Raw genomic sequence first — 12,617 nt, forward strand, 5'->3', positions numbered from 1 at the left:
CTATATACTTGTTTGAATTAGTCCTCCGTGTTCAAACTGCTGTAATACTTTCCTTCGAATTTCTTGGAATGACTCCGAAGTTTTACTACGCGGATAAGGTAAATTATTTTCAATCACTTTATGTATTTTTCCAGGCTTTGCACTCATGATAACAATTCTGTTCGAAAGATATATTGCTTCGTCTATATCATGTGTAACGAATATCATTGTCGTCTTTTTTTGTTCCCAAATGTTGAGCAGTACTTCTTGCAAATGACTTCGGGTAAATGCATCCAATGCTCCAAATGGTTCATCAAGCAATAATACATTGGGATCTCTTAGCAACGCTCTTGCAATCGCAACACGTTGTGACATCCCGCCTGATATTTCTTTCGGATATGATTTTTCAAAACCGTCTAACCGAACAATTTCAACCCATTCCTTTACCTTATCCTTCACATACTTATCTTTTAATGACAAATCAGCTGCAATATTTTCTTCCACTGTTAGCCATGGAAACAATCGATGCTCTTGAAATATAAATCCTTGCTTCTTACTCGGTTTTGTTATACGCTCTCCGTCAATAATGATTTCTCCTTCAAAATCGCTGTCTAAACCTGCAATAATTTTTAATAGTGTACTTTTTCCGCAACCACTTGGACCAATTACTGTAACAAAATCCCCTTTCTCTAATTGAAAATTAATATTCTCTAATACTTGAACAGTACGAGTTTGTTTCGAAAAATATTTTGATACTCCATCAATTGATACAGTCACTTTTCCCCCTCCTTGAAATGATTCATCTAAATGAACAGATTCAGTATTTATGCAATAAAAAAACCAAAGGCATTTTATCAATAGATAAAATGCCTTTGGTTTCTCCAATCAGCAATACGTAATGGAATTAAGTACATATTATACAAATTTTTCCGATAAGTCAACTAGGTTTTATTAAAACATACGTATGATTTGTTTAAACATCTTGACTGTTGTTTATTTGAAAATTATTTTTTATGGTCCTTAATCCACTGTAACCAATAAGAAAACTCACATGCCAAATGCATTTGATGCGATTTAATAAGACTATTAGGACAAAGTGCTGGGAACTCTACAACTAGACTTACTTCTATACCAGTGTCTGTATCTTTGAATTGATGTCGAACTCCACCAATAGTAGTACCGTCTTTCATACGTGCAACACCTGTTGATTGGTATTGATAAGACTTATCTCTAGGTGTCTTCAATCCCGTTTCGTCACCAAAAACAATAAAAAATCGAACTGGAAACGGAGAATTACCAGTAGTTTCGATAACCTCTAATTCATTTTGCCCAAAGGGTCTTAATACATAGTGATCAGGACAAGCTGATAAATTCACTTGATCATTTTCACTTGATTGTTCAAGCATAAAACTATCAATTCCATTTATCGCTTCTTCTGCTGTAATCCCATCTAAATAGATACTTGTTTTTGAAAATTTTCGTCTATCGCCAGATAAAACAGTACAAATACGCATACCCATTTCACTTAATTTAAGTTTAGATTTTAACTTATCATACATTTCATTGGATGAATAATTTAACTTTAGTTCCGTTAGTTTTTTTATCATAACGTCTGTATCATTTAATTCCAGTTCTTTATGTCCTAATGTATTTAAAACTTTTTTAATACGTTCTCTTTTCCACTTTGTAAGTTGTTCATTCGAAATATTGTTTCCATCAATTATAATCTTCATATACATTCTCCTTCTCTTTGATCGTATCGTAGTGTATTTAATACTAAATTAACCATTTCTTGCTTCGTATCTAAATTCAAATTCGCGTCTGAATGGGCAATACTACTAAGACCGTATAAAATAAATCCTGAAGCTAATAATGAGTTAACAGTATTAAAAACCCCTGTTTTTACCCCTTCTTCAATCACTTGTCGAATTAATGGCTGCATTCGCGTAAATAATTTCTGTTCCAGTTGAAAATGTTGTTCCGTCTGAAACGAACTCACATTTTTATAAGGTGCTAATTTTTCGATAAATGTCCAAAATATATTTAGAGAATCTTTCATCTTTTGCATGACAGATCGTTCATTAGAAATAAGTATTTCTTCAATTAACTTCATATTTTTCACAATAAAATCATTTAATACTTCATCAACAAAATTCTCTTTAGACTTGAAGTAATAATAAAATAAGCCCGTTGCTACACCAGCATGATTCACAACATCTTTTATGCCAAATCCTTTCATACCATTTTTCATATATAGTTCAAATCCAATATCCATTAACTCTTGCCTTCTTATATCTGGTTCTTTTGATATTCTTTTCATACGTCATCTCCTAGTATGTTTTCTCTGCGACTGAATCTGATTCAATCATAAACGACTGAACTATATTCAGTCAATATTCGTTTCCACAAAAAAGAGTAATCCCAAGAAATATACATCTAACCTTAGACTTATCAAAAAAGTTAGATCATATAACTTAAGACTACTCAATTTCATTAAACACATATTTTCTTTTCAAATCAATTTCACTTTAGTTTAACCTCACCATTTCTGTCTCTACAATCATTTGAGGAAGCGTCTTTTGAATTATTTCCTCTAATACATAAAGAGCTTCATTCACATAGCCACCCTCAAAACCCTCTAAAGGCTCAGGTAACTCATCTTCATCTAAAATAAAATATTCTCCGCTTGGAAGTACCAAAATATCAATAATTAAGTCTTCAAATGAAACTAGTTCGTCTGTTATTTGCGTATTTTTTACAACATTAAAATAAGAGCCTAAATACATTCCATTTTGATCTCTCCATATGTATAAATTGTACGGACGATCTTCCCAGTAGTATGCAATGGTGTAACTTCCTTTTGGGATTGCTAAACTCGTACTATGTGTAGTCATTGTAAATGAATACTGAACCTCATGAAATAACACGATACTTTGCAACTGCTTTTCAAGTAATAAGCAAGTGTGATCTACTACGGTCGAGTCATACCTGATTTTTCTTTCTACAATTTTACTTTTAAGTGTTAGTAATTTATTCATTCTTTTTTTCCCCTTATGCTATTTCTAATCTTAATTATATCCATTTATATAGCGATAAAGAAGTGTTTGGTCTCCAATTACACAATAAAAACTCCCTCTTATTTAGAAGGAGTTTTTCACTGTCCATGTTTCAATTTCTCTGTTACCACATCATAAAAGTTCCGTTCCTCATCAACATTTAAGTGAACACGACTTACTGTTTTAGAAAATCCATATAACAATTGTGCTTTCACTGGCTCTTTTAGCGTTATTTCAAATGTTGGAGGTTCCTTTATAAATTCCATCACCGTTGCGTCAAGAACTTCTTTCTCTTTTTTTAAAGGTTCGCCTTTATAAAACGCAATTTTATCTATTTGTGAAAATGGTAAAACAATTTTCTTTCCTAATCCAATTTGAATAATTATTTTTTCTTTCGCAACAATAATTGGATTTTTACGCATTGCTTGTATTTCAGCTAAAAAATAAAACATTGCATATACGTTTAAAATAAGTAACACCCATGCTACTACTGGATTCCATTGATGAAACAAATAATGAAAACCGATACTTTCTATTAAGGTCGCATGGATGATCATGATATATACACCTATTGCACCAGTCTTTTTGTGATATGAGTATACGGATTCACCTTCTGATACTTTTTCACGCCACGATAAAAATGCATAATAGATTAACTTACACTCCGTTACAATAATATCTATTAATTTATTTCTTTTCATAGTAGCGTCAAACGCAGCATCAATTGCATAAGAAAATGAAGAATACTCACTTTTATATTCTTTATATTTTTTTATTATGGTAGGAAGCTTTCTAACAATTTTATATAGAAGGAATAACTCTAAACATACAAAAGCAATTTCTCCTGCTACTATAATATAAGAAACGTATGAAAAAGCTTGTAAATAATCCCTTGGAATAATAAATCTTGCAAATATATAACCAGCTATTACAACAGGAAATATATACGTTAACGAGTATCTTTTTCGAATAATAAAGAAATACGTAATGACCGGAATTACAAACATGCAATCTAATAATGATCCAAGAACAACTTCTTTCGGAGTAGTTGGTACAATCGGAAGAGCATATAATAAATAGTTTGATAACAAGATTAAAGATACGAGTCCAATCCAGATACTTTTTCGCCTTAGCGAAAGTGTGACATTCGTACGTCCACTCCTCTATTTAAAAACCTCGTTTAAATGGTCTTTATAAAATGAAATAGCACGTTCAAATTCTTTAACTTCTTCTACTTTTACGACTGTTTCAAGTAGTAATTTCATCGCGGATTCATGATCGTTTACATTATATTTTGCTAATGACAAAAATACTTTCATCACATCGTTATCTGGAAACTGCTGTAAACCTGTTTCTAAAACAGTAATTGCTTTGTCATACTCCCCTATACAACGATATGTACTACCAAGGCCGATATATGCGCCGCAAAGTGACTCACCTTCAAGACCGTTTGCAATTGCCTGTTCATAGTATGGCATAGCTTCTGTTTCAAGACCCATTACATCATGTATCCAGGCACATTGATAAAGTACTTCTGCATCTCTCGTAAAGTTTGTTAATCCAATGAGTATCTCTTTAGACTGCGCATATTTCTTTTCTTTCCGGAGTTTAATAGCTTGCTTTAATAAATGTTCCATAGAATTCACTCCTCACCAATTATTCTATGTATCCATTTTGAATGTTTAACGTTTGTGTAAAAGTAAAATTCCCATAAATTAAAGTTTCGCTTACCTATATATACTATGCGGATTTACTCTTATCCAAATACTTAAAATTAAAAAGCAGTAATGTGATTACATAGTACTTCTAACCTTTTGACAATTTCTTTCGCTGTTTCATCTTTCCCATTACATAGCTTCCCTTTCCCGTCTTGTCCAATTACGTAGTGTACTGCTCCGCGCGAATATAAAGAATGTGGTGAATTCGCAATTATTATACTCGCCTTTGCTTCTTCCATTCTATTTTTTGCTCTTTCAAACAGTTCTTCTTCATTTACATCACTTTCAAGCTTAAAGCCTACGAGCACTGTTTCTGGATCCCACTTTTTTATTTGTTTTAATACTTTCGGCGCCTTTTGAAAATGAATAATTGGCGCTATATCACTTGAAATTTTTCCATTCATATCAAGAACATTCCCATCTTGATCACAAATCTTGTCCACAATCCAATCTGATCCAGCCGCTGCCATAATGACTGCATCAACCTTTTCATGCGTAATGATACTTTTCATTTTATCTTGTAAATCAACAATTCCTTCAAATGGGTGTAATTCTAATTGATTATTTATATCGTTTGGTTTCTCGGCAAAATAACCGTGTAAATATATAACATGCGCTCCTTTACTTATAAGCTCTTCAGCAATTATTCTTCCAATTGTTCCTTTTGCCATATTCGTATGACCACGCACTTGGTCCCATTTTTCTAAACAACCACCACTTGTAATTAATACCTTTTTCCCCTTCATTGTAACCATCCCTTACTGATTTTTCTTACGAAACCATTCTGTCCCAAAGTCAACGATATCTCGTTGTTTCATAAGACGACACTTTGCGTTTCCTATTTTCCCCATTGTTACAGTACCTTTTTGCTCAAACGCCACTCCGATTTCTACAAACTTATCAGAATCGTAATCCATATCCACAAACTCTTTCCATACTCTTTCACTATTTTCTATAATAGGTGCCCCCACTTTAATTAACTCACATGCACCAGAACGTACTTCAGATAAATGTACAGACGTGTTGGAATCATAGCCAACACCAATTAATAATATGTACCCGTCTAAATCATATATTTTTCTTAGTGGAGATTCCTCTCCTAAACTCATCGATAGTGACTGATTTATCGTTATTTCTTCTGCGTGTTTTCCCCATGCAGCAAAACTCCCTAATGGATGATTGCTACGAACTACATTCGGATATGTACGAAAACATTCAACTATTTCCCCCATGCCTCTTGTTGGTGTTATTCGTGGGTCATACGCTGGGACATTATCACGGATAATCTGCCACCAGTCTTCAGGTACAGGCGGTCTTGACCAATGTTTCGGATCGGATAAATCTGAAGATTGCGTTGGCATAATGATTGTTCCTTCTTTTGTAACAACTTTCATTAATGCTTCAACTACCGCAACCGCTCCACCAGATATCCAGCCGATAGAACTTAGCGAAGAATGCACAATAACCGTCATCCCTTTTTCTAACCCTAATTTTCTTAAATCATTTGTAATTGTTTTGATTGTATTTGGCAATTGTGTACTTGCCACTATGTCATTCATTTTCACGATTGTTCCCCCATTTTATTTTAAACTACTACATACATATATTATCATATTTTTCTTAATTTTTAACTTAATCATTTTTATCTACGTAAAAAATGGTAATATATTGATTTTATATAACAAAAGAAGAAACATAAAGGCGTTACATCCAAACAATAATAACACTATATAGAAACAAAGAGCTCATCAAAAATGATAAGCTCTTTGTTTCATTTACCCTTCAATTGTAACCCCTGTAAACATCGATAAGTTTCCTGTTATTTTCTCACCTACACGTAAAAATAACCCTGCGGCTCTTCCGCTTATGCAGTGTGACCCAATTAATAGTTTACCGGTATATGGACCATCCCATGTGTCAATTGTATAGTCAGGCATTTCTATATATTGCTGATATATTTTCCGTTGTTCAAAGTAATACTCTGTTTTATCTTCAGCTAATAGTTCATCATTTTTGTATATAGATACCCCTCCGCCTTCACGGCCGTATAAAGGTTTAGAAACATATGATTCATTTTTTTCTATAAATGGTTTATTTGTAAAATATGTTGGTAGGAAGTATTTCTGAATGATTCCTCGATCTTCTTCCTCAAAAAAAACTTCTTCTTCGTAAAGTTGCCAAATTAATGCGAGTATACTTTTATTTTGCATAAGAAAAGCAGCCGGTGGATTAATGATTTTCACTCTTCCTTGCGCTATATGATCTAAAAACTGGAGTCCAATTCTTTTCCCGTTTTTATCAGTATCTGAAACTAAATATTCAATTGGATATAGTCTATATAAATAATGGATTCGTTCACCATTTGGCGTATATATACCATCATCTGCAACGACGATATCTTGTATTCCTATATAATCTGTTGATTGATCTAAACAATAGTTTCTTAAAAACTGTACTGTTTGATGGTCTTCCTCGTGCCAATCATAACTAGTAAAATATATTGTTTCTCTAGGATTTATACTATAGTCATGTTTAATTTGTTGCCATGCCTGCACTATATGCTCTTCTATATGGTTTGGATGACTTACATCATGATAACGACACAACACTTCATTAGCGACAGACGGTTCTAAATAACCTGTTGGTGTATCACAATTTACTTCTATTAACTTTATATCTTCACCGTTTACGATAAAGTCAAATCTTGTAAAATATGAAAACAAACCAGTATGTTTCATTCTCGCAATTTCCCACGTTTCAGCTGGGAATCCTAGTTTTTGAAAATCTTCTGTCGTATTTACAATATATTGATACGTTCTATATAACACGTACATGATTTCTTCTGTCGCTTTTGAAATAGCAGTATATGTGTTTACTGCCATACGATACATCCCTGTTGCCATATATTGGTTCCATTCATCATTCTCTAATAGACTCGGCCAAGTAAATCCATTCCGACCAGCCTCTTCTGCAAGAGAAAACCATACTTTCATATACTCTTTCTGTTCTTGTTCTGTATACATGGTTCTATTATCCTTTCATATTATGATCCAGCTGGCGCTTTTGCGTTCCCAATTCCACTGGAACCAGAATTCACTTTTGGTGTTTGTGTCGTAGATGATTTCGGCGTATTTGTATCTGGCGTCACTTTATTTGTTGGATTTGGCTGTTGTTTATTTAAATCCACTTTATTGGAAGAGTTGTTGTTACTGTTAGTTCCACCGTAATACCCTCCACCACCGCTGCCACCAGTTCTACGTTCGTCTTTTTCACGATATGGAATAACATTATTTGCATACGGTTTCTTCATTACATTTGGTTTTGCTGTAAAATTCATATTTGAAGTTCTGCTTGCTAATAAATATCCTGCTACGAATGGAAGTATCGGTAAATGTGAGTTTTCATGATACGATGAAAATGACGGATTAAATTCCTTACATAACTCATCATTTTCTACATTTTCATTAGTAGGAGTTTTATCATCACAATTTAAATTTTCTTGTTCATTCCCTTGCTTTGCACCATCTGTTTTAACAGCAGTACTTTCTTTCTGTGCAGTTTCTTCTTCATAATCACCACAGCCAGTTAATAAAAAAGATGACACCCCTATTGAAGTAGCAATTTTTATAAATTTACTTTTATCCATTCTCATGTGTTATACACCTAATTTCTTTTATCTATATTTTTCCAGATAACTTTATTATATAATGTAAATATTAATGTTTTCAAACTAAACATTTTATGCACATTTGCATCTTTTGCTTTTTATTCCCTAAATAAAAACGAACTATTATTATATTATACATACTATAATAAATTAAAAGACGACCTAATACTCGGATCGTCTTTTAATTTATTTATTTTTATATACTAAACGTCTCAATAAAATCTCTAATGGTCCATTGAGATTATTTTTTTCCATTATTGTAGCTAATATGACAGAAGATATCCAAATACTTATAGCTATCAATGCAGCGAGAGTGATACTTACATACCCTCCTAAATCAAATGCTACAGGTGATAAAAGTATAACAAGCAGTGCCTCATTCAAAACAAAAAATGTTAATGAACGCTTTCCTAAAGCGATCAATGCAAGGCTAAAGTACCCTAGATTTTTTAATTTACTCCCTATTATTCCGAAACCTGTTGCATATGCTAATCCTCCAACAATTCCAGTTACAATATGGATTCCATTTATCATTCCAGCTGCAAATACACTTGGATACCATATAGTCCCTACAAAAGATAGTGGCAAAGCACCTACTAAGGAAATTGATAATCCTATAATTGTTATAAAATATAATTTTTTCAAATGTTGCTCTGGTTTTATTAGTAACCGATATTTAGCAATCCACAAACCAAGAATTACAGAAGGAATTATCGGGAACATAACATGGATGAGAACAGGTATAACAGGAAAGAAAAGTAATCGTAACATGGTAGTACTAAGATACGTGTCTTTTGCTGAAACATCTGGTGAAAAACCGTAAACGCCTATTGCTTGCATATTAAATCCCCATATTATTGGAATAAAAATGATATACAATATAGTGATAATCGTAAATGTTCGAATTGATGTTTTCATTTTACACTTTAATAGTGGACTAACAAGAATCCCCGCTACACCATAGGCCATAAGAATATCTTGCCCACCAATTAAGACCGCTAACACAATCCCGAACAGTATTAAATACAAAGAGCGTCTTCTTACTATTTTTACAGCCTGATTTTCATCTATCCCTTTTGATATTTGCCCTTCAAGCGCTAGAACCAAACCGTATCCTAATAATACGGCAAACATTGCCCGTGCACGGTTATCAATTATGAATATACCAAAAAGGTTTACAATTTGATCAAAGAAATTACCGCTTTCCACCCTATGCATAATTCCAGGATCTGCAGCATATAAGTAAAGCGGTGCATGAGCAAGTACGATTAATAGTAACATTGTACCCCTTGCTAAATCTAATGAGACTGCACGCTTCTTATCAATTGTTCCATTACTTATAGATTTACTCATATTTTGCTTCCTTCCTTAGCATCAACTAAACATTTCGACCTTTCTTACATTTTTGCCAAAAACGAATAACTAGCTACTATTAAAATTAGAACAGATAAAGTGAAACTTGAATCAGTGGAGGTTTTGTGCATCCTCCACTGATTATAAGCCCGTACCAATCGGGCATTTATGGGCTGCAAGGCTTCCAACTAACTAACTTCCTTACTCCAGCCGAATTTTAATGTGGGAGCTTTACTACCCACCAATAGCGAGATAAATAAAAAACGAACTATTTCTTCAAATCGTCTTCCGGATATTATATTCTAAGATTATTTCATTATGTTTTATTTTTAAAATACAAATGAAATCTTTCTATCCCCGGGTATTTTTCTCCTAAACTTTTAACCTTAAAACCAATTTTCTTATAAAATTCTACTGCCTCTTTATCTGTCTCTGCTTCTACATAAGTCAATTGATGTATTCTTACTACTTCCCTTATCATTTGCAACGCAATTCCTTTTTTACGATATTGTGGAGCGACTGCTATGTGGCAAATTTCCGCTTTATTTGCGCCGAATATTTCAATACCTATACAAGCCTTTTCTTCATATTTATACAATGTGCCTGTATTCCTTTCATAAAATACAACTGCTTTCTTTAAGCTAGTTTCACTTGGTCCAACTGCATACTGTAGTACATTTAAAATGGGATCTTTCTCAATTTGTTCAACGTGTCGCAAATTCATATCTTCATTCCTTTCTATGAAAAAAGATTAGCTCTTTATATAAAGAGCTAATCTCATTACGCAGTTATTTTTTCTTCTTTCTTCACAACGACCGCTACATAACTATGTAGTATCATTCCAACAATAACGAGGCTCATGCCGATCCAAGATAAAGATGACGGAATTGGCGCAGATAGCAAGATAAGTTCTCCTACTAGCGCAAATAAAACTTCACCAGACTGAGTTGCTTCTACTGTTGCTAGTTTTTGTGGATCATCTTTTACAAGATCTGTCGCAAAGAAGAATAGTACGGTCGCGATTAAACCTGAACTAACAGCTACAATAAAACATTGAAAAACTTGGCTACTTGACGGTAGTCCGCCTGTTGATACTTCATAACCAGATAGTAAAAACCAAAATGGTAAGCTTGCTAATGTCATACCGAGAACTCGCTGAAATACATCTAATTCCCCTTTACAAACTTGCATCATTTTTCGATTTCCAAGAGGATACGCAAACGCTGCAATAAGTACAGGAACGACACATAAAACGGTTTCACGAATACCTAATGAAGAAGCATGTTCTACTTGCATAAGTACAACGCCGCATAAAATAATACCCGACATAACTAATTCCTTCATTGGAAGTTTTTTATGTAATGGATCTACTGCAAAAAATGGTGTTAACAAAATCCCTGCGACGATCGTAATTTGCCATGTTGAGGCAACAAGCCAACCAGGTCCAAAAGCTCCGGCAAAACTAAGTGGTGCATAGAAGAGACCAAATCCAACGATACTCCACACTAACCATTCTTTCGGATTATTTTTCATATATTGAAAGAGTTGCTTTAAGTTCCCTCTATACATGACAATAAGTAAAAGCATTGGAACCATAAAGTAATACCGTAATGATGCACTCCAAATCCAGCTTCCACCTTCTAAGTCCATCGCCCGGTTTAAAACGAAGGTAAAGGCAAAGAAAAATGATGCCAATATTCCTATGACAATTGCTTTCATTATAAAACCCCTTGTTTAGTTTCTTCTTATACTATACAACAAATTAAATATAATTAAAATTCGAAATGTTTATCTCGCATGTATTCTAGCTCTAAATCGTTTTCTTAACTGACTAATATGAGCCTGATGGTACCGATTATGATCAGCTATATGCCATATCCCCCACCTTATAGTCGCATTTTCTCCCTTTTCGTAAAAAACTTCTCGTGTTAAATCCTTTTCTGTTAGTTTCATACATTCCTCATATAACATATGTTGCACATCTTCATAATCTTGCATTACTTGTTGCAACGTCTGTTTTCTTAAACTTGGCAGTTCTCCTACTTCATTTAACATAGGTCCATATATATTATTCAGTGTCTGTGGAACTTCCACTCCTTTTAAACGATACACCCAGTGTAAATCAACCACCGCTAAATGCTGAAGTAGCTGTCCTGTACTATTTTCATTATTTTCTGACCCTTTAAAGGACAGTTCTTTCTCATCAGTACCTTCTACTAACTTTTGCAATCGTTTAAATGTATCAGTAACCATCGCATATAGAATCGCTACTTGCCGGTTCATATTTTTTTCTAAACGGAGATCTTTCATACTAAACTCCCTCTCTTAAAAGAACAACACCATATGTTCATCATCACTATACACACCATTCATCTTTATAGCCCTCTTTTCAATCCCATACGTTTTAAAGCCCATTGATTCATACAACTTCTTTGCTGGCACGTTTGTGGACACAACACCTAAAGTCAATTGTTCCAAGTCCATTTCTTTTGCTCTTTCAATTGCCTTGCGTATTAACTCACGTGCAAGGCCACTTCTTCGATTGCTTGCATCTACATACATCGCAACGATATAACCTTTATGTTTATACGCCTCTTTTTCCTCTGTTAGTAAAGTGACAACGCCAACTAATTTCTGACCCTCATTAAAAGCACCGAATGTATAACTAGTAGTAGCTGTTAAATTACTTTCCACTCGCTTAATAGGATTTTCCTGACGAATCGCCTCTTCATAAGTTGTTACAAATGCCTCTGGGTTTACTTGTAATGCTTGTAAACGTAAATCCCAATATTTTTTCGCATCTTCTTTCGCAAGTAATCGAATCATATTACTCCAGCCTCTTTA

At 33.7% G+C, this 12,617-nt stretch carries 15 protein-coding genes; all 15 read right to left on the minus strand.

The features are described from left to right. The 15 genes from ACQVV1_RS24415 to ACQVV1_RS24485 all read right to left on the minus strand — a co-directional run bounded on the left by ACQVV1_RS24415 (position 1) and on the right by ACQVV1_RS24485 (position 12,599). Positions 1–756, minus strand: a complete 756-nt coding sequence (locus ACQVV1_RS24415) for an ABC transporter ATP-binding protein (protein WP_431169630.1) — start codon at positions 754–756, stop codon at positions 1–3. Positions 757–983: 227 nt separating this feature from the next. Further along, complete coding sequence (locus ACQVV1_RS24420; RefSeq protein ID WP_242252897.1) at positions 984–1,712, minus strand: hypothetical protein; 729 nt, start codon at positions 1,710–1,712, stop codon at positions 984–986. Continuing rightward, complete coding sequence (locus ACQVV1_RS24425; protein WP_063221543.1) at positions 1,709–2,299, minus strand: TetR/AcrR family transcriptional regulator; 591 nt, start codon at positions 2,297–2,299, stop codon at positions 1,709–1,711. The genes ACQVV1_RS24420 and ACQVV1_RS24425 overlap by 4 nt, the downstream gene beginning before the upstream one ends. Positions 2,300–2,507: 208 nt before the next feature. Beyond that, positions 2,508–3,017 (minus strand): ribonuclease FAU-1 family protein, encoded by a 510-nt coding sequence (locus ACQVV1_RS24430; protein ID WP_431169631.1) that lies wholly within the window; start codon positions 3,015–3,017, stop codon positions 2,508–2,510. Between the two features lie 116 nt (positions 3,018–3,133). Further along, entirely contained in the window at positions 3,134–4,153 is a 1,020-nt protein-coding gene (locus tag ACQVV1_RS24435) for a hypothetical protein (protein ID WP_431169662.1), read from the minus strand. 45 nt (positions 4,154–4,198) lie between these two features. Continuing rightward, positions 4,199–4,672, minus strand: coding sequence for a tetratricopeptide repeat protein (locus tag ACQVV1_RS24440; protein WP_000400626.1), 474 nt, complete (start codon positions 4,670–4,672; stop codon positions 4,199–4,201). Between the two features lie 137 nt (positions 4,673–4,809). Continuing rightward, a complete protein-coding gene (locus tag ACQVV1_RS24445) occupies positions 4,810–5,499 on the minus strand; it encodes a phosphopantothenoylcysteine decarboxylase domain-containing protein (protein ID WP_242252894.1) in 690 nt (229 codons plus the stop codon). Between the two features lie 12 nt (positions 5,500–5,511). Continuing rightward, on the minus strand, positions 5,512–6,312 hold the full coding sequence (gene aacC, locus ACQVV1_RS24450; protein ID WP_142332774.1) for a BA2930 family N-acetyltransferase: 801 nt from the start codon (positions 6,310–6,312) through the stop codon (positions 5,512–5,514). 216 nt (positions 6,313–6,528) lie between these two features. Continuing rightward, positions 6,529–7,776: a glutathionylspermidine synthase family protein gene (locus ACQVV1_RS24455; RefSeq protein WP_242252893.1), complete on the minus strand. Its 1,248-nt coding sequence runs from the start codon at positions 7,774–7,776 to the stop codon at positions 6,529–6,531. A gap of 20 nt (positions 7,777–7,796) precedes the next feature. After that, on the minus strand, positions 7,797–8,405 hold the full coding sequence (locus tag ACQVV1_RS24460) for a hypothetical protein (protein ID WP_431169632.1): 609 nt from the start codon (positions 8,403–8,405) through the stop codon (positions 7,797–7,799). 201 nt (positions 8,406–8,606) lie between these two features. Next, a complete protein-coding gene (locus tag ACQVV1_RS24465) occupies positions 8,607–9,773 on the minus strand; it encodes a DUF418 domain-containing protein (protein WP_431169634.1) in 1,167 nt (388 codons plus the stop codon). A 316-nt stretch (positions 9,774–10,089) separates the two neighbouring features. After that, positions 10,090–10,497, minus strand: a complete 408-nt coding sequence (locus ACQVV1_RS24470) for a GNAT family N-acetyltransferase (RefSeq protein WP_242252890.1) — start codon at positions 10,495–10,497, stop codon at positions 10,090–10,092. A 56-nt stretch (positions 10,498–10,553) separates the two neighbouring features. After that, entirely contained in the window at positions 10,554–11,492 is a 939-nt protein-coding gene (locus ACQVV1_RS24475; protein ID WP_242252889.1) for a DMT family transporter, read from the minus strand. A 69-nt stretch (positions 11,493–11,561) separates the two neighbouring features. Beyond that, entirely contained in the window at positions 11,562–12,083 is a 522-nt protein-coding gene (locus tag ACQVV1_RS24480) for a DinB family protein (protein ID WP_431169635.1), read from the minus strand. A 15-nt stretch (positions 12,084–12,098) separates the two neighbouring features. Then, positions 12,099–12,599, minus strand: coding sequence for a GNAT family N-acetyltransferase (locus tag ACQVV1_RS24485; RefSeq protein ID WP_431169636.1), 501 nt, complete (start codon positions 12,597–12,599; stop codon positions 12,099–12,101). Positions 12,600–12,617: the final 18 nt, after the last annotated feature.

The organism is Bacillus basilensis (assembly GCF_050630465.1).
Lineage (GTDB): Bacteria > Bacillota > Bacilli > Bacillales > Bacillaceae_G > Bacillus_A > Bacillus_A basilensis.

Coding starts and splice junctions, on each gene's coding strand:
- ACQVV1_RS24460 (WP_431169632.1), bottom strand. CDS start 8,405: ATGAGAATGGATAAAAGTAAATTTATAAAAATTGCTACTTCAATAGGG.
- ACQVV1_RS24480 (WP_431169635.1), bottom strand. CDS start 12,083: ATGAAAGATCTCCGTTTAGAAAAAAATATGAACCGGCAAGTAGCGATT.
- ACQVV1_RS24425 (WP_063221543.1), bottom strand. CDS start 2,299: ATGAAAAGAATATCAAAAGAACCAGATATAAGAAGGCAAGAGTTAATG.
- ACQVV1_RS24455 (WP_242252893.1), bottom strand. CDS start 7,776: ATGTATACAGAACAAGAACAGAAAGAGTATATGAAAGTATGGTTTTCT.
- ACQVV1_RS24470 (WP_242252890.1), bottom strand. CDS start 10,497: ATGAATTTGCGACACGTTGAACAAATTGAGAAAGATCCCATTTTAAAT.
- ACQVV1_RS24485 (WP_431169636.1), bottom strand. CDS start 12,599: ATGATTCGATTACTTGCGAAAGAAGATGCGAAAAAATATTGGGATTTA.
- ACQVV1_RS24465 (WP_431169634.1), bottom strand. CDS start 9,773: ATGAGTAAATCTATAAGTAATGGAACAATTGATAAGAAGCGTGCAGTC.
- ACQVV1_RS24445 (WP_242252894.1), bottom strand. CDS start 5,499: ATGAAGGGGAAAAAGGTATTAATTACAAGTGGTGGTTGTTTAGAAAAA.
- ACQVV1_RS24440 (WP_000400626.1), bottom strand. CDS start 4,672: ATGGAACATTTATTAAAGCAAGCTATTAAACTCCGGAAAGAAAAGAAA.
- ACQVV1_RS24475 (WP_242252889.1), bottom strand. CDS start 11,492: ATGAAAGCAATTGTCATAGGAATATTGGCATCATTTTTCTTTGCCTTT.
- ACQVV1_RS24420 (WP_242252897.1), bottom strand. CDS start 1,712: ATGAAGATTATAATTGATGGAAACAATATTTCGAATGAACAACTTACA.
- ACQVV1_RS24430 (WP_431169631.1), bottom strand. CDS start 3,017: ATGAATAAATTACTAACACTTAAAAGTAAAATTGTAGAAAGAAAAATC.
- aacC (WP_142332774.1), bottom strand. CDS start 6,312: ATGAATGACATAGTGGCAAGTACACAATTGCCAAATACAATCAAAACA.